General features: G+C 72.0%; 16 protein-coding genes and 2 tRNA genes. 11 read left to right on the top strand and 7 right to left on the bottom strand.

Features of this window, described 5'->3' with window-relative positions; all coding sequences use genetic code 11:
- The coding region (locus tag ABZ937_RS32790) for a PAS domain-containing protein (RefSeq protein WP_361697112.1) at positions 1-2,065 on the bottom strand (2,065 nt) is incomplete at its 3' end.
- 233 nt (positions 2,066-2,298) lie between these two features.
- The gene (locus ABZ937_RS32785; RefSeq protein ID WP_361697110.1) at positions 2,299-2,769 is read right to left on the bottom strand and encodes an SSI family serine proteinase inhibitor; all 471 of its coding nucleotides are present in this window, start codon (positions 2,767-2,769) and stop codon (positions 2,299-2,301) included.
- Between the two features lie 169 nt (positions 2,770-2,938).
- Here ABZ937_RS32785 and ABZ937_RS32780 point away from each other — a divergent pair.
- Both ABZ937_RS32780 and ABZ937_RS32775 read left to right on the top strand, forming a co-directional pair.
- A tRNA-Ser gene (locus tag ABZ937_RS32780) sits at positions 2,939-3,029 on the top strand.
- 205 nt (positions 3,030-3,234) lie between these two features.
- A tRNA-Arg gene (locus tag ABZ937_RS32775) sits at positions 3,235-3,307 on the top strand.
- A gap of 99 nt (positions 3,308-3,406) precedes the next feature.
- Here ABZ937_RS32775 and ABZ937_RS32770 read toward each other — a convergent pair.
- Positions 3,407-3,655 carry a hypothetical protein gene (locus ABZ937_RS32770; RefSeq protein WP_361697108.1) on the bottom strand — a complete coding sequence of 83 codons (249 nt, stop codon included), beginning with the start codon at positions 3,653-3,655 and terminating at the stop codon, positions 3,407-3,409.
- A gap of 358 nt (positions 3,656-4,013) precedes the next feature.
- Here ABZ937_RS32770 and ABZ937_RS32765 point away from each other — a divergent pair, with 358 nt between their 5' ends.
- Entirely contained in the window at positions 4,014-5,294 is a 1,281-nt protein-coding gene (locus ABZ937_RS32765; protein ID WP_361697106.1) for a hypothetical protein, read from the top strand.
- Positions 5,295-5,298: 4 nt separating this feature from the next.
- Here the strand turns inward: ABZ937_RS32765 and ABZ937_RS32760 are convergent, their stop codons facing one another.
- Complete coding sequence (locus ABZ937_RS32760; RefSeq protein WP_361697104.1) at positions 5,299-5,790, bottom strand: helix-turn-helix domain-containing protein; 492 nt, start codon at positions 5,788-5,790, stop codon at positions 5,299-5,301.
- A 90-nt stretch (positions 5,791-5,880) separates the two neighbouring features.
- On the opposite strand from ABZ937_RS32760, the gene ABZ937_RS32755 reads away from it, so the two are divergent.
- The 8 genes from ABZ937_RS32755 to ABZ937_RS32720 all read left to right on the top strand — a co-directional run bounded on the left by ABZ937_RS32755 (position 5,881) and on the right by ABZ937_RS32720 (position 15,371).
- Positions 5,881-6,246 carry an HGxxPAAW family protein gene (locus tag ABZ937_RS32755; RefSeq protein ID WP_361697102.1) on the top strand — a complete coding sequence of 122 codons (366 nt, stop codon included), beginning with the start codon at positions 5,881-5,883 and terminating at the stop codon, positions 6,244-6,246.
- Between the two features lie 88 nt (positions 6,247-6,334).
- Positions 6,335-7,207 (top strand): DUF2797 domain-containing protein, encoded by an 873-nt coding sequence (locus ABZ937_RS32750; RefSeq protein ID WP_361697100.1) that lies wholly within the window; start codon positions 6,335-6,337, stop codon positions 7,205-7,207.
- 95 nt (positions 7,208-7,302) lie between these two features.
- Positions 7,303-8,043: a response regulator transcription factor gene (locus tag ABZ937_RS32745; protein WP_361697098.1), complete on the top strand. Its 741-nt coding sequence runs from the start codon at positions 7,303-7,305 to the stop codon at positions 8,041-8,043.
- A complete protein-coding gene (locus tag ABZ937_RS32740) occupies positions 8,040-9,659 on the top strand; it encodes a HAMP domain-containing sensor histidine kinase (protein ID WP_361697096.1) in 1,620 nt (539 codons plus the stop codon). The genes ABZ937_RS32745 and ABZ937_RS32740 overlap by 4 nt, the downstream gene beginning before the upstream one ends.
- A gap of 14 nt (positions 9,660-9,673) precedes the next feature.
- The gene (locus ABZ937_RS32735) at positions 9,674-10,987 is read left to right on the top strand and encodes a bifunctional glycosyltransferase family 2/GtrA family protein (RefSeq protein WP_361697094.1); all 1,314 of its coding nucleotides are present in this window, start codon (positions 9,674-9,676) and stop codon (positions 10,985-10,987) included.
- A complete protein-coding gene (locus ABZ937_RS32730) occupies positions 10,984-13,113 on the top strand; it encodes a glycosyltransferase family 39 protein (protein ID WP_361697092.1) in 2,130 nt (709 codons plus the stop codon). Before ABZ937_RS32735 ends, ABZ937_RS32730 begins: the two co-directional genes overlap by 4 nt.
- A gap of 49 nt (positions 13,114-13,162) precedes the next feature.
- Positions 13,163-14,560, top strand: coding sequence for an MFS transporter (locus ABZ937_RS32725; protein ID WP_361697090.1), 1,398 nt, complete (start codon positions 13,163-13,165; stop codon positions 14,558-14,560).
- A 52-nt stretch (positions 14,561-14,612) separates the two neighbouring features.
- Positions 14,613-15,371, top strand: coding sequence for a TetR/AcrR family transcriptional regulator (locus ABZ937_RS32720; RefSeq protein ID WP_361697088.1), 759 nt, complete (start codon positions 14,613-14,615; stop codon positions 15,369-15,371).
- Here ABZ937_RS32720 and ABZ937_RS32715 read toward each other — a convergent pair whose 3' ends face one another.
- The 3 genes from ABZ937_RS32715 to ABZ937_RS32705 form a co-directional block, all read right to left on the bottom strand.
- Positions 15,372-15,845 carry a PPOX class F420-dependent oxidoreductase gene (locus ABZ937_RS32715; protein ID WP_361697086.1) on the bottom strand — a complete coding sequence of 158 codons (474 nt, stop codon included), beginning with the start codon at positions 15,843-15,845 and terminating at the stop codon, positions 15,372-15,374.
- A gap of 49 nt (positions 15,846-15,894) precedes the next feature.
- Entirely contained in the window at positions 15,895-16,716 is an 822-nt protein-coding gene (locus tag ABZ937_RS32710) for a YceI family protein (protein WP_361697084.1), read from the bottom strand.
- A gap of 104 nt (positions 16,717-16,820) precedes the next feature.
- A complete protein-coding gene (locus tag ABZ937_RS32705; RefSeq protein ID WP_361697082.1) occupies positions 16,821-19,355 on the bottom strand; it encodes an MFS transporter in 2,535 nt (844 codons plus the stop codon).
- Between the last annotated feature and the right edge of the window lie 3 nt (positions 19,356-19,358).

Here is a 19,358-nt window from a genome sequence, read left to right as displayed (position 1 = left end):
CATCAGGCGGCGCATGTCGGCCGCGTCGGCTGGCTGCATCAGGCTCAGCAGCCGCTCCTTGTCGTCCTCGGGCAGTTCGGAGAGCAGGTCGGCCGGGCCGCCCACGGCGCCGCCCGGTCCCGCCGGACGCGTTCTCCGCGGCCTCGGCCGGAACCGCGGCAGCCTCCTCGGCGGGCGCGCCGGCCCGCCGCCGGCGCCGGCCGGTCGGCATGGGCGCCTCACTCTCGCCGGAGTCGCCCGCGCCGGGCACCTCACTCTCCAGGAAGGCGTCCGTGGAGGCCCGCCGGGCCCGCCGCCGGCCGCCGGCCTGCTCGGCCGCGCCGGAGTCGTCCGCGGCGGCCTCACCGGCGTCCGGGGCCTGCGGGGCGCCGGCGAGGGCGGGAAGCTGCGAGGCGACCGCGCCCGCTCCGCCGCCGAGCGGCACTTCGAGGACGTACGCGCTGCCGCTCATGCCCGGCACCTCGTGCGTCTGCAGCACGCCCCCGTGGGCCCGCACGATCCCGCGCACGATCGGCTCGTGCACCGGGTCTCCCCCGGCGTACGGCCCGCGTACCTCGATCCGGGCGACCTCGCCGCGCTGGGCGGCGGCGACCACGACGGTGTTGTCCAGGTAACCGCCCGCCGAGACGGGCGTGTTGCCGGTGGCGTCGACCCCGGCGACGTCCGCCACGAGATGCGCGAGCGCGGTGGCGAGCCGCTGCGGGTCGACCTCGGCCTCGATGGGCGGCGCGTGCACGGCGAACTGCACGCGCCCCGGCCCGATCAGCTCGACGGCCCCGTCCACACCGGCGGCGACGACGGCGTCCAGCATCACCTTCGTACGGGTGATGTCCTCGCTGCCCGCGTCCAGCCGCTGGTAGCCGAGGACGTTGTCGATGAGGGTGGTGATCCGCGCGTACCCGGCGGACAGGTGGTGCAGGACCTGGTTGGCCTCGGGCCACAGCTGCCCGGCGTCGTCCGCCGCCAGCGCGGACAGCTCGCGGCGCAGCTCGTCCAGCGGCCCGCGCAGCGACTGCCCGAGCAGGGTCAGCAGCTGCTCGTGCCGCCCGGCGAGGGCCTCGTACCGGTCCTTCTCCCGCTCGGCGAGCGCGGCGTACCGCTCCTCGCCGGCCGCCAGCTCCTCCGCCTGCTTCTCGCGGAGCTCCTCCAGCTCGGTGACGTGCTGCTGGCGCAGCGCGGTCAGGTCGGAGGCGTGCTCCTCGGAGAGCCGCTCCAGCTCCTCGGCGTGCGCCTTCTCCAGCGCCTCCTTCTCCTCGACCAGGGAGTCGAACGGCCGCCGGTCGGTGAAGGTCATCACGGCGCCGACGAGCTGGTCCCCGTCGCGCACCGGCGCGGTGGTCAGGTCGACCGAGACCTTCTCGTCGCCCTTGGACCACAGCACCTGCCCGCGCACCCGGTGCTTGCGCCCGGAGCGCAGGGTGTCGGCGAGCGGCGACTCCTCGTACGGGAACGGCGAACCGTCGGCCCGTGAGTGCAGCACCAGCGTGTGCAGCTCCTTGCCGCCCAGCTCACCGGCCCGGTACCCCAGTATCTGGGCGGCGGCCGGGTTGACGAGGACGATCCGCCCGTCGGTGTCGGTGCCCACGACACCCTCGGCCGCGGCCCGCAGGATCATCTCGGTCTGCCGCTGCGAGCGGGCCAGCTCCGCCTCGGTGTCGACGGTCCCGGACAGGTCCCGGACCACGAGCATCAGCAGCTCGTCACCGGTGTAGCCGTAACCGTCGTACGCCTGCTGCCCGTTCTCCAGGTTCGCGCTGGTGACCTCGACCGGGAACTCGCTCCCGTCGGTCCGCCGCGCGACCATCCGGGTCGGCTTGGTCCGCCCGGTGGGATCCATGTGGTCGGGCCGTCGCATGGACCCGGGGATCAGTCTGGAGTCGAACTGGGGCAGCAGATCGAGCAGCCCACGCCCCACGAGAGCCGTGCCGGGCGCCTCGAAGGCCTCCAGCGCGATGGTGTTGGCGTTGACGACGGTTCCGTTGGCGTTGACCAGGACCAACGCGTCCGGCAGAGCGTCGAGTATGGCTGCGAGGCGAGCAGCGCCTCGGGATGGCCTGCTGCTCACGAGACGCCTTCCTCCCTGTTACCGCACCTTGCCGACCGCTCGGGCCATCTTGCCAACCGGCCCGCGACGTGTCACGCGAGGGAGTCTAAGGGCACGGGTTGCGCTCGCGACGCCGGATGAGAGGGAGGTCCCACGAGGAAGTGACGCCGAACGCGTGACCGCATGCCCCGGCTCCCCGATACCTCCGCCGGACCTTTACGGAACCAGTGCGTCCGCCACGATCCCGCTGCCGCCTACGCCGACCCGTCCAGCTTCGGCAGCAGAGGCACCATCCGGTCCCACCGTCCGACCGCGCACCCGTCGCTGCGGTCGTACGAGGCGTCGACCGGGCGCCCGGCCCAGGTGCCGGTGACCCGGGCGGTGGCCGGGCCGCCGTAGAGCATGGTGCAGGTGGTGCCGGGGGCCGCCGGCGCGAAGGGATCCCGGCCCCACCGCGTGTGCGAGTCGAGCGCCCGGCAGGCCCCGGCGGCATCCCAGTGCCGGCCGGCACTGGGATGGCAGTACACCTCGTACGTCCCGTCCAGCTCCGCTCCGGCGTGCCGGACCACGACGGTGAGGTGATCACCCCGATCCTCGGGCCGGACGGGCGGCGGCAGGGCGCCGGCCGCGGCGGCGGGCACGGCGGAGAGCGGGGCGAGGGAGCCGGCGGCGGCGAGGGACGCCACGAGGAGGCGCCATCCGGCGCCGGGCAGGACAGAGACCATGCCCGGTCCAACGCGGAACCCCCCGAGACGTTGCGCGCCCCGCCGGACGGCGAAGCCCTTTGCCCTGTGACCCGCCTGCCTAGTACCGTGGGGGGCGATTGGTGACAGGGCACCCGCCTGTGTCATCATCTGCACGCACCACTCGCGCGCTCGCGTGAGCGGTTGTGCTGGAGGCGTCGCCTAGTCCGGTCTATGGCGCCGCACTGCTAATGCGGTTTGGGCCTTAAAGCCCATCGAGGGTTCAAATCCCTCCGCCTCCGCACCGATCCCGAAGCCCCGGTCCCCAGGACCGGGGCTTCGGCGTTCCCCGGACCTCGGTGCGTTCCACCCCCGCCTTCGGCGTTTTCGCAGGTCACAAGGGGTGTGCGGATCGGATTTCACATGACGGCGGCAGTCATGTAATGTTCTTCCTGTCGCCGCGAGCGGGCCGAAAGGGCCGGGAGCGGGGGCAAAACAAAAGAACAAGCACTCGTAGCTTAACGGATAGAGCATCTGACTACGGATCAGAAGGTTGCAGGTTCGAATCCTGCCGAGTGCACACCGAGCAAAGACCCCGCACCTATCAAGGTGCGGGGTCTTTGGCATCCACTCCTGACATGAACACAAGCAGCCCCTGAGGGCCGGCTACCGGACGCGGCTAATAACCATGGCCACAGTCGGAGCCGATGTCGGTGTACTGGGCGCCGGGGTTCCCCTCGCCGTTCAGCAGGTTGCCGGCGAGGCCGTTGAGAACGCCCACTTCACCGAGGATGTCGATGTTCATGTCGTGGGACTTGCACCCGCCGCCACCCATCACCGCTGCCTGGGCGGGGGAGGCACCCGAGCCTATGTAGCTGAGACCGGCGACGATCGCGGCCGCGACAGCGGCCTTCTGCACCTTGCGCATTTCTCCTCCTCGGGTCGGCTGAGCGCACTGTCATAAGATCCACTTCGCGCTCATTTCGGAGGTTAGTGCCGCATTCCCGGCAGCGCTCATCGTGGGCGCCATCCGGGGGCCCCGCGGCGCAATCGGGCTACGGAGACCGGCTCGGACCCCCCTGGCCGGAGGCGCCGCGCCGCCGTGGACGCGTTGCGGGGGGCCCGGGGCGGAGCGAGACTGGGCTGGCGGCTGCGTCCCAGGGGGCGCCGGGCGCATGGACCCGGTCCGGGGCCCGCGTCCTCCTCCTCGACCTCCCTCAGCGTGTTTCACCGCAGGGACGCCTTCTCTCCGCCGCTTCCGCTACCCATGGACGGAGGGCGCCTTCATGCAGCGTGCCCGTGCCCCTTGGCGAACTCTGAAAGCATCCGCCCTGGCCTGGCTGGGGGCCCTCACCGTGCTGGCCGCGCCGTCGGCCGCCGCGGACGCTCCCGTGCGGTCCGGTACGAGCGCGGCGGCGCCCGAGGTCTCCTGCGCGTGGCCGGCCGTGGTCAGGCCCGGCAGGCTGAACATCGCCTTCCCCGAGACCAACGCGACGTACTGGATGACGCCCTACCGGCTGGGCCGGGGAGAGAGCATCGTGGCGGAGGGGACGTACCCGTCCGCGCGGTTCACCTCGCTCACGGCCTACGACGCCACGGGCTCGCCCGTCGACTCCCTCGCCGACCACCAGATCGCGCCGGATCCGGGCAGCAGGAATCCGTTCGCCGTCGCGGACGCGGGGACGAACCCGGCGCAGCACCGCTACCGGGTCACGCTCAAGACCGGCGTCGCGGCCGGCTCCGGCGGCAACACGCTGGCCGCCACCGCCAGGAGCGCCGGCTCCGGAACCGGGTGGCTGGTGCTGAGGATCTACGTGCCGGACAAGGACTCCGACCCGACGGGCGGCGTCCCGCTGCCCACGCTGACCAGGCAGCGGCAGGGCAGCAGCGCCGGGGCCATGGCGACCTGCCCCCGGGCCGACGCGGCCAAGGGTCCCGCGGGCCCGGTCGCCACCGCGCTGCGGGACGTGGTGAAGAAGTACGCGCCCGCCGGGGGATTCGAGGGATGCGGGACGTCGACGGCGAGCGCGCCGGGCTTCGCGCTGCCCAACAAGGTCGGCGGGCTGTTCCCCAACCCGTACAACAAGTACCTGTGCACGGAGCTGAAGCACGCGTCGGGCCGCGTCGCCGTCATCCGCGGCAAGGCGCCCACCTTCCCCGACACCACCAACGGCCAGTCCGTGCTCACCGCGACGCAGGTCAGGTACTGGTCCCTCTGTCAGAACCAGGTCCAACTCCCGTACCCCGTCAGCTCCTGCGCGGCCGACTTCCAGACCGCCCGGGACAGGGACGGCCGCTACACCTACGTGGTGTCCACGGCACAGGACCGTCCCGCGAACGCCACGACGAAGGACGGGGTGACATGGATCGACTGGGGTCCCACCGACGTCACCAGCGTGCTCATCCTGCGCAACATGCTTCCGGCGCAGGACTTCACGCACGCGGTCCAGGACGTCAGGAAGGGTGACGACCCGGCGAAGGCGATGGGCGACTACTACCCGACCATCGCCTACTGCACCAAGGACGCCTTCGCCAAGGGCGGCCCGGACGCCTGCTCGGGCGGCTGAGCGTTCAGCACTCCTCGTCCGGGTCGTTCCGGTTCAGCTTCTCCAGGTACTCGTGGGCCAGGCCGGTGGCGCGGGTGAACCAGTCGGTGATGACCGCCAGTTCCTCCGGGGAGTAGTCGGAGAACAGGGCCGTCAGGCGCCGGTAGTGACCCGCGTACACCGCCTCCACGCGGGTGACGGCGGCCGGTACGGCGGCCACGCGGACCCGGCGGCGGTCCGTGGGGTCGGGGCGGCGGGTGACGTAGCCGGCGCGTTCGAGACGGTTGAGGATGCCGGTCACCGCGCCCGTGGTGACATGGGCGCGGGCCGCGAGGTCGCCGGCCGTCAGCAGCTCGTCGCCCGCCTCCAGGACGAAGGCGAAACAGGTCAGGTCGGTGACGTTCAGGCCCAGTCGCCGGGCCAGCTCCTGCTGTCCGATCAGGTGGGCGGCGATGAGGTGGTCCATCGCCGACAGCGCCTGGGCCGGAGTGGCGGGCGGGCGCGGCGTGCCGTGCATCTTTCGGAATCCCTTAGCTCGTGAGATATTCGGGTGGTAAATTTCTTACCCCGTGAGGGAACTAGGGTTTCGTCCCCTGGAGGCGGCACCATGAGTCTGTACGACGAGGGTCACACGATCGCCGGCTGGACCGGCTTCGGCATCGCGGCCGTGGGCAGTGGCGTGGTGGGGCTGGGGGTGTGCGCGGCCTCGCTGCCGCTGGTCGTCGGCGGGCTGGCGGTCGTGGCGGTGAGCGTCCTGGTGACCTGGGTCCTGCATCTGTCCGGCTGGGGCAAGCCGCCCGGGGTACGGCCGCGCGACCAGTGGGGCATGCGGATCCGCGACGCCCGGGCCCGGGAGGGGCACACCGGGTGCGTCAGCTGCCGGCTGGCGGGCCGGGGGCGGCGGATGGGGGTGCCGGTCCCGGTGCCGGGGGCGGTTCCTGCCGAGTCGATCCCGCTGTCCCCTGTCGAGTGAACGAGCTTTCTTCAACGGCTGCACCAAGCCCGGGTGCGAACCCTTCCCGCATCCCCACTGTCAGACCCGCCCCGTACCCTCACGAGTGATGGCTCAGGTATGGAAGTGCTCCGGGCTGCGCTGGTCGGCGGGCGGTCCGGTGCTGGAGTGGGACGGTGGGCGGCGCAGTGCGCTGCCCCGGGGGAAGCGGGTCGCCTTCGCCGTGCCGGAGGGCGGCGTGCGGACGTGCGTGGGGGCGCGCGGGCATGCCTGTGCGGTGCGGGCGGTCGTGCCGGGGCGGAGTACGGGGGCCCGGTGCGAGGAGTGCGCGCGGCTGGACCGGGCGCACTCCGTGGCCGCCGACACGATCGCCGACGACCCGCGGCCGTACCGGGTGTATCTGGCGTGGTTCGGGCCGGGGATGGTCAAGGTGGGGATCACCGCCGTCGAGCGGGGGCCGGCGCGGCTGCTCGAACAGGGTGCCGTCTGTTTCAGCTGGCTCGGCACCGGTCCGCTGATGGCCGCGCGGCGCACCGAGGAGCTGCTGCGCGCCGCGCTGGACGTGCCGGACCGGATCCCGTACGCCGAGAAGCGGGCGGTGCGGTCGGCGCTGCCCGAGACGGAGGACGAGCGGACCGCCGAGATAAGGGCGTTGCACGCGCGGGCCGTCGTACTCGGCGGGTGGCCCGAGTCGTTGGCCCGGGAGCCGTGTCAACCAGTCGATCATGTCGAGAACTTCGGCCTCTCGCGCGTACCGGCCGCCGTCGGTGACGTCGCCGAGCTCGTCCCGGGCGGGGCGGTGAGCGGTGAACTGGTCGCGGCCGCCGGGCCCGATCTCCATCTGGCGGTCGGCGGTCGCGGGGTCGTCGTCCTCGACACCCGGCTGATGACCGGCTGGGAGCTGGTGCCGGCGGAGGCGACGGCGGGCGAATGCACCTTCCCCGTCCGGGAGTTCAGGAGGGTGCCGGACGGGCTGTTCTGAACCCAGGGGTTTCCTGAGCGGCGCCTGTGTGTTTCTCAGGGAATTCACAGATTCGTGAAAGCGTGTTCTCAGAGGACGCCGACAGGGTGTCCACCATGACCACGACCTCGCCCCAGGGGCGCACCGAACTGCTGAGGCCGGACGGGAGCCCCGTCCGCGTGCTTGTGGTGGACGACGAGCTGTCGATCACCGAGCTGCTGAGCATGGCTCTTCGCTATGAGGGCTGGCAGATCAGGAGTGCGGGGGACGGGCACGGGGCGATCCAGACGGCCCGTGAGTTCCGGCCGGACGCCGTCGTGCTCGACATGATGCTGCCGGACATGGACGGGCTGACCGTGCTGGGCCGGCTGCGCCGTGAACTGCCGGACGTGCCCGTCCTGTTCCTGACCGCCAAGGACGCCGTCGAGGACCGGATCGCCGGGCTCACCGCCGGTGGCGACGACTACGTCACCAAGCCGTTCAGCCTGGAGGAGGTCGTCGCGCGGCTGCGGGGGCTCATCCGCCGGTCCGGTGCCGCCGACCGGCGGTCCGACTCCGTACTGGTCGTGGGCGGTCTGACCCTGGACGAGGACAGTCACGAGGTCTCGCGGGCCGGGGAGTCCATCCACCTGACCGCCACCGAGTTCGAGCTGCTGCGCTTCCTCATGCGCAATCCCCGGCGGGTGCTCAGCAAGGCGCAGATCCTGGACCGGGTCTGGTCGTACGACTTCGGCGGGCAGGCCAATGTGGTCGAGCTGTACATCTCGTACCTGCGGCGGAAGATCGACGCCGGGCGGGAGCCGATGATCCACACCCGGCGTGGGGCCGGTTACCTGATCAAGCCCGCCGCGTCATGAGCGGACGACGACGGCCGCGTCCGCGCAGGCGCCGAGGCAGGCAGCCGCGCACCCTGCGGACGCGGCTCGTCGTCGCGTCCGTGGTGCTGATCGCCGTCGTGGGCGCGGTGATCGGCACCGTGACCACGCTGGCCCTGCGGTCGCATCTGTACGCGCAGCTGGACGGCGGGCTGCACGAGGCCGCCCGGCGCGTGTCCGGCGACTTCGGCCCACCCGGCCAGGGCAAGACCGGCCTGCCCGGAGCCCAGCAGAACGGCCGGGCCGACGGGGAGACGAAGCTCTCCGAGTTCGTCGTCCACGGCCCGCAGCCGCAGTACACGATCGTCGCCAAGGTCCGCAGCGGCAGCGCGGCCGAGGGCAAGGTGGGCTACAAGTCCACCGACACCCTCCAGATGAGCGCCAAGTCCCTCGGCCGCGCCCAGCTGGCCGTCCTCGACTCCGTCGTACGGGACCGGAAACCGCACACCGTGGACGTCCCGGGACTCGGGTCCTACCGCGTCGAGTACGCCTCCGGCCCCGGCGGCGACTACTACGTCGGCTTCCCCACCACGGAGACCGACGGCACCATCAACGCGCTGATCCTCATCGAGGTCAGCGTCACCGTCGCCGGGCTCGTCGCCGCCGGTATCGCCGGCACCGTCATCGTCGGCGTGGCCACCCACCCCCTCCGCAGGGTCGCCGCCACCGCCACCCGGGTCTCCGAAATCCCGCTGCACACCGGTGAGGTGAAGCTGAGCGAGCGGGTGCCGGAGGCGGAGTGCGACCCGCACACCGAGGTCGGCCAGGTCGGTGCCGCGCTCAACCGCATGCTGGACCATGTCCACGGCGCCCTGCACGCCCGGCAGCAGAGCGAGATGCGGGTACGGCAGTTCGTGGCCGACGCCAGTCATGAGCTGCGCACCCCGCTCGCCTCCATCCGGGGATACGCGGAACTCACCCGGCGCGGCCGCGAGCAGGTGGGGCCCGACACCCGGCACGCGCTCGGGCGGATCGAGTCCGAGGCCGGGCGGATGACCCTCCTGGTGGAGGACCTGCTGCTGCTCGCCCGGCTCGACGCCGGACGCCCGCTCCAGTTCGAGCACACCGATCTCGTCCCCCTCGTGGTGGACACGCTCAGTGACTCCCGCGCGGCCGGCATGGACCACAACTGGCGGCTCGACCTGCCCGACGAACCGGCCCTGGTCTCGGCGGACGCGGCACGGATCCAGCAGGTGCTGGTCAATCTGCTGGGCAACGCCCGCAAGCACACCCCGCCCGGTACGACGGTCACCGCGCGCGTGCAGCGGCGCGGGCCGTGGATGTGCGTCGACGTGGAGGACAACGGGCAGGGCATTCCGCCGGAGCTGCTGCCGCACGTCTTCGAGCGGTTCGCCCGGGGGGACTCCGCGCGGTCCCGCGCCACCGGGTCCACCGGGCTGGGGCTCGCCATCGTGCACGCCGTCGCCGCCGCGCACGGGGGTGCCGTGACCGTGGAGAGCGTGCCCGGCCGCACCGTGTTCACCGTGCGGCTGCCCGCGCTCGCCCCGGCCGTCCCCGGGCCGGCATCCGCAAGGGACCGGCCATCGCACTCACAGGCGCAGCACAGTGCCACCACATGGGTGCGACAGGGCGCCTGACGAGAGTCGGTGCCATGCGAACCGACACTTCTCCCGGCACCCTGCCGGCGCGGGAGCACCTCCCGGCCACAGACGCCGGTACGCCTGTCCTGGACGTAGTGATCCCCGTCCACAATGAGGAGAAGGACCTCCAGCCGTGCGTCCGCAGACTGCACGAGCACCTCAAGCGCACCTTCCCGTACGCGTTCCGCATCACGATCGCCGACAACGCGTCCACGGACACCACCCCGCTGGTGGCGGCGCGGCTGGAGGCGGAGGTCCCCGAGGTCTCCCACTTCCGTCTGGAGCAGAAGGGGCGGGGGCGGGCGCTGCGGACCGTGTGGTCCGCGTCCGAGGCGCCGATCCTCGCCTACATGGACGTCGACCTGTCCACCGACCTCAACGCCCTGCTGCCGCTGGTGGCGCCGCTGATCTCCGGCCACTCGGACCTGGCGATCGGCTCCCGGCTCGCCCGCACCTCCCGGGTCGTCCGAGGCCCCAAGCGGGAGTTCATCAGCCGGACCTACAACCTGATCCTGCGCGGCTCGCTGCAGGCCCGCTTCTCGGACGCGCAGTGCGGCTTCAAGGCGATCCGGCGGGACGTGGCCCAGGTGCTGCTGCCGCTGGTGGAGGACACCGGCTGGTTCTTCGACACGGAGATGCTGGTCCTCGCCGAGCGGGCGGGCCTCAGGATCCACGAGGTGCCGGTCGACTGGGTCGACGACCCGGACTCCACCGTGCACATCGTGAGGACGGCCACCGACGACCTCAAGGGCGTGTGGCGGGTCGGCAGGGCCCTGGCCACCGGTTCGCTCCCGCTGGACCGGCTGGCCCGGCCCTTCGGTGACGACCCGCGCGACCGCGAGCTGCCCGACGTGCCCAAGGGGCTGGCCCGCCAGCTGGTCGGCTTCTGCGTGGTCGGCGTCCTGTCCACCCTCTTCTACCTGCTGCTGTACAGCGCCTTCCGGCAGTTCACAGGGTCGCAGTGCGCCAACGCCCTCGCGCTGCTGGTCTCGGCCGTAGCCAACACGGCCGCCAACCGGCGGCTCACCTTCGGGGTGCGCGGCCGGGGCGGCGCGGTACGGCACCAGGCGCAGGGCCTGGTCGTCTTCGGCATCGGCCTCGCCCTGACCAGCGGCTCGCTCGCGGCCCTGAACGCGGCCACCGACACCCCGGCGCACTCCACCGAGCTGGCGGTGCTGGTCGCGGCCAACCTCGCGGCGACCGTGCTGCGGTTCCTGCTCTTCCGCGCCTGGGTCTTCCCGGACCGGGACGAGACCGTCGCCGGGCGGTCGCACGAGCAGCCGTACCAGACCACTCAGTTCCGCCACCCGGGGGATGCCCGATGACCGCAACGCAGTACGACCCGCCGATGACGGCGCCCCCGCGGTCCCCCGCGGCCGGTGAGCCGAGGCAGCCGTTCGCGCGCCGAGTGTGGCGCGGCCGGCCCGAGGACCCCCGCTGGGCGCGCCCGGCCCTCCTCGGCCTGCTGACCGCCACCCTCCTGCTCTACCTCTACAACCTCAGCGCCTCCGGCTACGCCAACTCCTTCTACTCGGCGGCCGTCCAGGCGGGCAGTACGTCCTGGAAGGCGTTCTTCTTCGGCTCGCTGGACGCGGGCAACGCCATCACCGTCGACAAGCCGCCGGCCTCGCTGTGGCCGATGGAACTGTCGGTCCGCGTCTTCGGCCTGAACTCGTGGGCGATCCTCGCGCCCGAGGTGCTGATGGGCGTGGCGACCGTCGCCGTCGTGTACGCGGCCGTGCGCCGCCGGTTCAGCCCCGTGGCCGGTCTGATCGCGGGCGCGGTGCTCGCGCTCACCCCGGTCGCGGCGCTGATGTTCCGGTTCGACAACCCGGACGCCATGCTGGCCCTGCTGATGGCGGTGGCCTGCTACCTCGTCGTCCGGGCGGTGGAGGACGGCCGTACCGGGTGGCTAGTGTGGGCCGGGGCCGCGATCGGCTTCGCGTTCCTCGCCAAGACGCTCCAGGCGTTCCTGATCCTGCCGCCGCTGGCCGTCGTGTACGCGGTGTGCGCGCCGGTGCCGCTGGGGAAGCGGTTCGGGCAGCTGGCCGCGGCGACGCTCGCGCTGGTCGTCTCGGGCGGCTGGTGGGTCGCGATCGTCGAGCTGTGGCCCGCTTCCTCCCGCCCGTACATCGGCGGCTCGCAGAACAACAGCTTCCTGGAGCTGACCTTCGGCTACAACGGTTTCGGCCGCCTGAGCGGCGACGAGACCGGCAGCGTGGGCGGCGGCGCCGGCGCGGGCGGCACCGGCAGATGGGGCGAGACCGGCTGGGACCGGATGTTCAACTCCGAGATCGGCGGCCAGATCTCCTGGCTGCTGCCCTCCGCCCTGATCCTGCTGGTCGCCGGCCTGGTCGCCACACGCAGGCTCGGGCGGACGTCCGTCACCCGCGCCTCGTTCCTGGTCTGGGGCGGCGCGCTGCTGATGACGATGATCGTCTTCAGCTACATGGCGGGCATCTTCCACCAGTACTACACCGTGGCCCTCGCCCCCTACCTGGCGGCCGTGACCGGCATGGGCGCCGGGCTGCTGTGGGAGCGGCGGCGGGAGCCGTGGGTGGCGGTCACGCTCGCCGCGTCCGTGGTCGCGGCGGCGGTCTGGGGGTACGTCCTCCTGGGCCGGACCTCCGCCTATCTGCCCTGGCTGAAGTGGGTCGTCCTCGTCGGCGGCCTGGTCGCGGCGTTCGGCCTCGTCTTCGCGGGCCGGATCTCCCGTCAGCTTGCCCTCGGGGCGGCGGCGGTGGGCCTCGTGGCCGCGCTGGCCGGTCCCACGGCGTACACCCTGAGCACGCTCCAGGTAGGTCACACCGGTTCGATCGTCACGGCCGGTCCGGCGGGCGCGAGCATGATGGGCGGCCGGGGCGGGGGTCCCGGCGGCGGTGGCGGCATGCGGGGCGGCTTCGGCGGCGGCATGCCCGGTGGGCAGGGGCAGCAGAACCAGCCGGGCAACGGTTTCCCCGGTGGCGGCGGGATGCCGGGCCAGGGTCAGCAAGGCCGGCAGGGGCAGCAGAACGGCAACGGCTTCCCCGGCGGCGGCCGGATGGGCGACGGCGGTACGGGCGGAGGCGCCGGCGGCGCCGGCGGCCTGCTGAACGGCGCGAGCGTGTCGGCCGAGGCCGAGAAGCTGCTGGAGAAGGACTCCGGGAAGTACACCTGGGTCGCCGCGTCCGTCGGCTCCCAGAACGCGGCCGCCTACCAGCTCGCCACGGGCGACCCGGTGATGGCGATCGGCGGCTTCAACGGCACCGACCCGTCCCCGACGCTCGCCCGGTTCAAGAAGTACGTGGCGGAAGGGAAGATCCACTACTTCATCGCCGGCGGCGGCATGGGCGGGGGCGGCGGCACCAGCGGTACGGCCTCCTCGATCAGCTCGTGGGTCGAGAGCACCTTCAAGAAGGTCACGGTCGGTTCGGCCACCTTCTACGACCTCACACAGAGGAAGACCAGCTGACGGAAAACCGTGTTGTACACCGTATAGCTAGCGCTATACGGTGTACGGCATGTCTGCTTCCCCGGCCCAGCCGCAGGGCCATCCCCAGCGCTGGCTGATTCTCGGCGTCATCTGTCTCGCGCAGCTCACCGTGCTGCTCGACAACACCGTCCTGAACGTGGCCATCCCCTCGCTCACCCGCGAGCTGCACGCGACGACCTCCGACATCCAGTGGATGATCAACGCATACTCCCTGGTGCAGTCCGGCCTGCTGCTCACCGCGGGCAGCGCCGCCGACCGCTACGGCCGCAAGAAGATGCTGATCACGGGGCTCGCCCTGTTCGGCGTCGGTTCGCTCGTGGCCGGACTCGCCGGCAGCACCGGCCAGCTGATCGCCGCACGGGCCGGCATGGGCATCGGCGGCGCGCTGCTGATGACCACCACGCTGGCCGTGGCGATGCAGATCTTCTCCCCCGAGGAGCAGCCGAAGGCGATCGGCATATGGAGCGCCGTCAACGCGCTGGGCTTCGCCGGCGGCCCGCTGATCGGCGGCTTCGTGCTCGACCACTTCTGGTGGGGCGCGATCTTCCTGATCAACATGCCGGTCGCGGCGCTGGGCCTGGTCGCGGTGGTGATCCTCGTACCCGAGTCCAAGAACCCGCGCGGAGACCGCCCGGACCTGGTGGGCGCGGTGCTGTCCACCATCGGCATGGCCTCGCTCGTCTACGCGATCATCTCCGGGCCGGGGCACGGCTGGACGTCGGCACGGGTGCTCGGCACGGCGGCCGTGGCGGTGGTCGTGCTGGGTGCCTTCGCCTGGTGGGAGAGCCGGGTCGACGAGCCGATGCTCGACATCCACTTCTTCCAGGACCGGCGGTTCACCGGTGCGGTCGCCGGGGCCGTGCTCATCGTGTTCGGTATGGGCGGCGCGCTGTTCCTGCTGACGCAGCACCTGCAGTTCGTGCTCGGGTACGAGCCGCTGGAGGCCGGTCTGCGGACCGCTCCGCTGGCGCTGACGGTGGTGGTGCTCAACTTCAGCGGGCTGTCGGCGAAGTGGTCGACGCGGATGGGCACGCCGGCCTCGATCGCGCTGGGCATGGTGCTCATGTCCGGGGGCCTGGTGTCCATCGCGGAGGTGGACTCCGGGGGTTACGCGGGGACGCTGCTCGGGCTGCTGCTGATCGGCGCGGGCTGCGCGGTCGCGAATCCGGCGATGGCGCACGCCATCATGAGCGCGATCCCTCCGGAGAAGGCGGGGGTGGGGGCCGGTCTCAACGGCACGCTCGCCGAGTTCGGCAACGGGCTCGGTGTGGCCGTCCTGGGTGCTGTGCTCAGCTCTTCCGTGGCGTCGGGGGAGTCCTTGTCCGCCGGACTGGGGGCTGGTCAGCTGGTGGGGGCCGTCGCCGTGCTGCTCGGTGGGTTCGTGGCAGCGGGGTTGCTCCGGCGGGCGGAGCGGGTGTCCGCCTAGCGGCTCGTCCTAGCATCGTGAGAAGCGATCCGGGTGACAGGAAGGTGCGCCGGTGACGAAGGCAGCAGGTCGGTCGGCGCGGGACAGCGTGTGGCGGGAGGGCAGGCCCCGCCGCGGCGGGCGCAGTGGGCAGCCGTCCGGGCTGGACCGGGAACGGATCACCGAGGCGTCCGTGCGGCTGCTGGACGCCGAGGGGCTCGCCAAGTTCTCCATGCGGCGGCTGGCGGCCGAGCTGGACGTCACCGCGATGTCCCTGTACTGGTACGTCGACACCAAGGACGACCTGCTCGAACTCGCCCTGGACGCGGCCTTCGCCGAGCTGCGGCTGCCCGACCCGGAGAACGCGGACGAGGACTGGCGGGAGCAGCTGCGGGCGCTGGCCACGGCGTACCGGGAGCTGCTGGCCCGGCACCCCTGGCTGTCCCCGCTGGCCGGCCGCTTCCTCAACATCGGCCCGAACGCGCTGGCGTTCTCCCGGGTGGTCCAGCGGGTCGTCCGCCGGGCGGGGCTGCCCGCGCACGGCGTGACCGGGGCGATCGCGGCCGTCTTCCAGTTCGTGTACGGCTTCGGGACGATCGAGGGGCACTTCTTCGCGCGGATCGCGGACACCGGGCTCAGCCCCGACGAGTACTTCGAGCAGGCCATGTCCGTCGTGGACGAGGTGCCCGGGACCGCCGACGTCATGAAGGAGTCCAAGGACCTGATGGCGGCCCGCGGCGGTGACACGGTGACCGAGATGCTGGACCGCGACTTCACCTTCGCCCTGGACCTGCTGATCGCCGGCATCGAGGCGATGGTCGCCCGCGGCTGACTACCCCTCGTCCGCCACGAGCCGGGCCGGGAAGCCGCCGGTGGCCACCGGCCCCCACCGCTGCGGGGTCACCCGGATGATGGACTTCCCCTGCTTGACCATCGCCGCGCGGTACTCGTCCCAGTCGGGGTGCTCGCCGGCGATGTTGCGGTAGTACTCGACGAGCGGTTCCACGGAGTCGGGCGTGTCGATGACCTCGGCCGTGCCGTCGATCTGGACCCAGGGGCCGTTCCACTCGTCGCTGAGGACGACCAGGCTGACCCGGGTGTCGCGCTTGGCGTTGCGGGTCTTGGCCCGCTCGGGGTAGGTGGAGACGACGATCCGGCCCGCGTCGTCCACGCCGCAGGTCAGCGGCGACGCCTGCGGCGAGCCGTCGGCCCGGCGGGTGATCAGCAGGGCGCGGTGACGGGGTCGTACGAAGTCCAGCAGCTCGTCCAGCGATACACGGGTGTTGGTAGCGATGTTCGGTGCCATGGGGGCAGCCTAGGGGCAGCGGGTGCCCCCGTGGCTGACCCTGCCGTGCCTACGCCTGGGGCAGCGAGTCGCCCTGTACCGCCTGGATGTCCAGCTCCACCTTCAGCGTCGTACCGATCGCGGCGATGCCGGCCTGGAGGACCTGGTTGTAGTTCATCGCGAAGTCCTCGCGGTGCAGTTCGGCCGTCGCCCGGAACGCGGCCCGGGTGCCGCCCCAGGGGTCGGCGCCGCTGCCGAGGTAGGCGAGGTCCAGGTCCACCGGTCGTACGACCCCGTGCAGGGACAGCTCGCCGTGCACCGTCCAGCGGTCGGAGCCGGCGGGGGTCAGTCCCGTGGAGCGGTACGTGATCTCCGGGTGCCGCTCGACGTCGAGGAAGTCCGCGGAGCGCAGGTGGGTGTCGCGCATGCCGTTGCCGGTGTCGATGGACGACGCCTGGATCACCGCCTCCACCCGGGACTTGGCGATGTCGTCGGGCGCGATCTCGACCGAGCCGCCGAACTCCGTGAACCGGCCGTGCACGCTGGAGATCCCCAGGTGCTGGGCGACCGCGGCGACGGAGGAGTGCGCCGGGTCGATGGTCCAGGGGCCGGGCGGCGGCAGCTCGGTGCCGCCCTGCCGGGCCAGCGTCACGGTGCCGACCTCGGCCCGGCCGCCCGCCGTGACGATCGCGGAGGAGGCCGCGGGGGCGTAGCCGACGGCCGTCACGATCACCGTGTACGCCCCCGGGGCCAGCTCGGTGGTGTCCCGTACGGTTCCCTCGGTGTCCGTCTCGGCCCGCAGCACCTGCGTACCGGTCATGTCGGTCACCGTGACGACCGCGTGCGACACGGCCCACCCGTCCCGGGTACGGATCTTCGCGGTCAGTCCCATCCCGTTTTCTCCCTGCAAAATCTTATAAATCGGTCGTATGAGACCGGCCCGCGGCGGGCGCGCCCTCCGCTCAGGGCGCGCGCCGCCACGGGCCGGGGTGTGAACTACTCGCCGGGGTGGGCGAGTTCGATGTCGTGGCCGTCGACTCCGGGGCCGGTCACGGTCAGCGCGGTGGCCACCGGCGGGTAGCCGGTCGCGATGACGGTGTACTCGCCGCCGTCCAGGTCGGTGAAGGCGTACGCCCCGTCCGTGCCGGTGGTGGCGGTGCCGACCACGTTGCCCGCCTGGTCGACCAGGGTCACCCGGGCGTCGGCCAGCGGACCGTGCGGGGCCCGGACGACACCCTGGAGCAGGGCGCCGGCGTCCAGGTCGACCTCGACGCGGGTGACGCCGGTGGCGCCGACCTCGACCGGCAGGGCCCGCGGCCGGAACCCGCTCGCGTTGACCGCGACGGTCACCGTGCCCGGCACCAGGTCGGTGAGGGCGAAGTCGCCCTGCTCCCCGGTGGCGGCGGTGGCCAGCAGGTCACCGCGCACATCGGTGACGATCACCATGGCGTCCTTGACCGGCAGCGCGCTCCCGGCCGCCCGGACCACACCGGTCAGCCCGCTGGTGCCGCTGAGCAGGATGTCGTACGACAGCGGTTCCCCGCCCACCACGACGGTGGAGGCCTGCGGCTGGTAGCCGTCGGCGGAGGCGATCAGGACGTAACTGCCGGTGCCGGGCGCGTCGAGCGCGTAGGAACCGTCGGCCTGGGCGACCGAGCGGCCCAGCTGGCGGCCGGACAGCGAGATCAGGGTGACCGCGGCCTGCGGGACCGGGGCGCTCTCGGCGCCGCGGACGAAGCCGTGCACCGGGGTGCCACCGGAGGTGCCGGGCTCCGCCACCGTGGCGACGGCCGTCATCGGCAGGGTGGCCGTGGCGGCGGCCTCGGTGCCGTCCTGCGTGGTCATGACCGGGGCGGCCCAGCTCGGGACCTCCTCCGCGGCGGGGGCCTCGGCGGCGGTGGCCTGAGCCTCGGCCGGGGCCTCGGCGGGGGCGTCGCCGTCGGCGGACTGCGCGAGTGCGCCCTTGGTCTTCAGCGGGACCTCCTTGATGAACAGCGTGATCAGGAAGGCGACGGCGGCGAGGCCGCCGGCGATGAAGAAGACGTCGGCGATGCCGTGGCCGTAGGCGCTCTCCATCAGCGTCCGGATGGGCGCCGGGAGCTTGTCCATGTCCGGGATGGTGTCGGTCGAGCCCGAGCTGCCGGCCAGCGCCTGCTGGTACTTGGGGCTCAGGGCGGAGACGCCGTCCTCGACGTAGTGCGTGATCCGGCGGGACATCACGGCACCCAGCGCGGAGACGCCGACCGCACCGCCGAGGGAGCGGAAGAAGGTGACCGTGGAGCTGGCCGAGCCGAGGTCGGACGGCGCCACCTGGTTCTGCGTGGCGAGCACCAGGTTCTGCATCATCATGCCGATGCCGAGACCCAGCAGGACCATCCAGATGGCCATCTTCCAGTACTCGGTGTCGTAGCGGAGGCCGCCGAGCATCATCAGGCCGGCCGTCACCAGCACGCCACCGCTGACCAGCCAGGCCTTCCAGCGGCCGGTGCGGGTGATGAACTGACCCGAGACGGTCGAGGAGACGAACAGACCGCCGATCATCGGGATGGTCATGATGCCCGACATGGTCGGGGACTTGTCGCGGGCCAGCTGGAAGTACTGGCTGAAGAACACCGTGCCGGTGAACATCGCGACACCGACGAAGAGCGAGGCCAGAGAGGCCAGCGTGATCGTGCGGTTCCGGAACAGGCGCAGCGGGATGATCGGCTCGCTCGCCCTGGACTCGACGAGCACGAACAGCAGGCCGAGGACGATCGAACCGCCGACCATCGCGTAGGTCTGCCAGGACAGCCAGTCGTACTTGTCACCGGCGAAGGTGACCCAGATCAGCAGCAGGGAGACGGCGGCGGAGATGAGGCTGGCGCCGCCCCAGTCGACCTTGACCTCCCGCTTGACCACGGGCAGGTGCAGGGTCTTCTGCAGCACGATCAGCGCGATGATCGCGAAGGGGACACCGACGTAGAAGCACCAGCGCCAGCCCAGCCAGGAGGTGTCGGTGATGACACCGCCGAGCAGCGGGCCGCCGACGGTGGCGACGGCGAAGGTGGCCCCCAGGTAGCCGGAGTAACGGCCCCGCTCGCGCGGGGAGATCATGGCCGCCATGACGATCTGCGCCAGGGCGGACAGACCGCCGACGCCGATGCCCTGGACGACACGGCAGGCGATCAGCATGCCGGCGTTCTGCGACAGGCCGGCCGCCATCGAGCCCAGGACGTAGATGACCAGGGCTATCTGGACGAGGGCCTTCTTGCTGTACAGGTCGGCGAGCTTGCCCCACAGGGGAGTGGCCGCGGTCATCGACAGCAGGGCGGCGGTGACCACCCAGGTGTAGGCGGACTGGCCGCCCCCCAGGTCGCCGATGATCTCGGGCAGGGCGTTGGAGACGATCGTGGACGACAGGATCGCCACGAACATGCCGAGCAGCAGCCCGGACAGGGCCTCCATGATCTGCCGGTGCGTCATCGGGGCGTGGCCTGTGCCTCCCCCGTGCTTGGCGTGAGCCCGCACACCGGCTGGTGTGGTCGTTGCCATGGG

Origin of the sequence: Streptomyces sp. NPDC046727 (genome assembly GCF_040645635.1) — a bacterium.
Taxonomy (GTDB): Bacteria; Actinomycetota; Actinomycetes; order Streptomycetales; family Streptomycetaceae; genus Streptomyces.
The sequence above is the reverse complement of the archived record's forward strand: the minus strand, read 5'-3'. Positions and strand labels throughout refer to the sequence as shown.

Excerpts from the sequence above, each read along its gene's own strand:
- ABZ937_RS32785 (WP_361697110.1), bottom strand. The coding sequence starts at position 2,769 with ATGGTCTCTGTCCTGCCCGGCGCCGGATGGCGCCTCCTCGTGGCGTCC.
- ABZ937_RS32770 (WP_361697108.1), bottom strand. The coding sequence starts at position 3,655 with ATGCGCAAGGTGCAGAAGGCCGCTGTCGCGGCCGCGATCGTCGCCGGT.
- ABZ937_RS32765 (WP_361697106.1), top strand. The coding sequence starts at position 4,014 with ATGCAGCGTGCCCGTGCCCCTTGGCGAACTCTGAAAGCATCCGCCCTG.
- ABZ937_RS32760 (WP_361697104.1), bottom strand. The coding sequence starts at position 5,790 with ATGCACGGCACGCCGCGCCCGCCCGCCACTCCGGCCCAGGCGCTGTCG.
- ABZ937_RS32755 (WP_361697102.1), top strand. The coding sequence starts at position 5,881 with ATGAGTCTGTACGACGAGGGTCACACGATCGCCGGCTGGACCGGCTTC.
- ABZ937_RS32750 (WP_361697100.1), top strand. The coding sequence starts at position 6,335 with ATGGCTCAGGTATGGAAGTGCTCCGGGCTGCGCTGGTCGGCGGGCGGT.
- ABZ937_RS32745 (WP_361697098.1), top strand. The coding sequence starts at position 7,303 with ATGACCACGACCTCGCCCCAGGGGCGCACCGAACTGCTGAGGCCGGAC.
- ABZ937_RS32740 (WP_361697096.1), top strand. The coding sequence starts at position 8,040 with ATGAGCGGACGACGACGGCCGCGTCCGCGCAGGCGCCGAGGCAGGCAG.
- ABZ937_RS32735 (WP_361697094.1), top strand. The coding sequence starts at position 9,674 with ATGCGAACCGACACTTCTCCCGGCACCCTGCCGGCGCGGGAGCACCTC.
- ABZ937_RS32730 (WP_361697092.1), top strand. The coding sequence starts at position 10,984 with ATGACCGCAACGCAGTACGACCCGCCGATGACGGCGCCCCCGCGGTCC.
- ABZ937_RS32725 (WP_361697090.1), top strand. The coding sequence starts at position 13,163 with ATGTCTGCTTCCCCGGCCCAGCCGCAGGGCCATCCCCAGCGCTGGCTG.
- ABZ937_RS32715 (WP_361697086.1), bottom strand. The coding sequence starts at position 15,845 with ATGGCACCGAACATCGCTACCAACACCCGTGTATCGCTGGACGAGCTG.
- ABZ937_RS32710 (WP_361697084.1), bottom strand. The coding sequence starts at position 16,716 with ATGGGACTGACCGCGAAGATCCGTACCCGGGACGGGTGGGCCGTGTCG.
- ABZ937_RS32705 (WP_361697082.1), bottom strand. The coding sequence starts at position 19,355 with ATGGCAACGACCACACCAGCCGGTGTGCGGGCTCACGCCAAGCACGGG.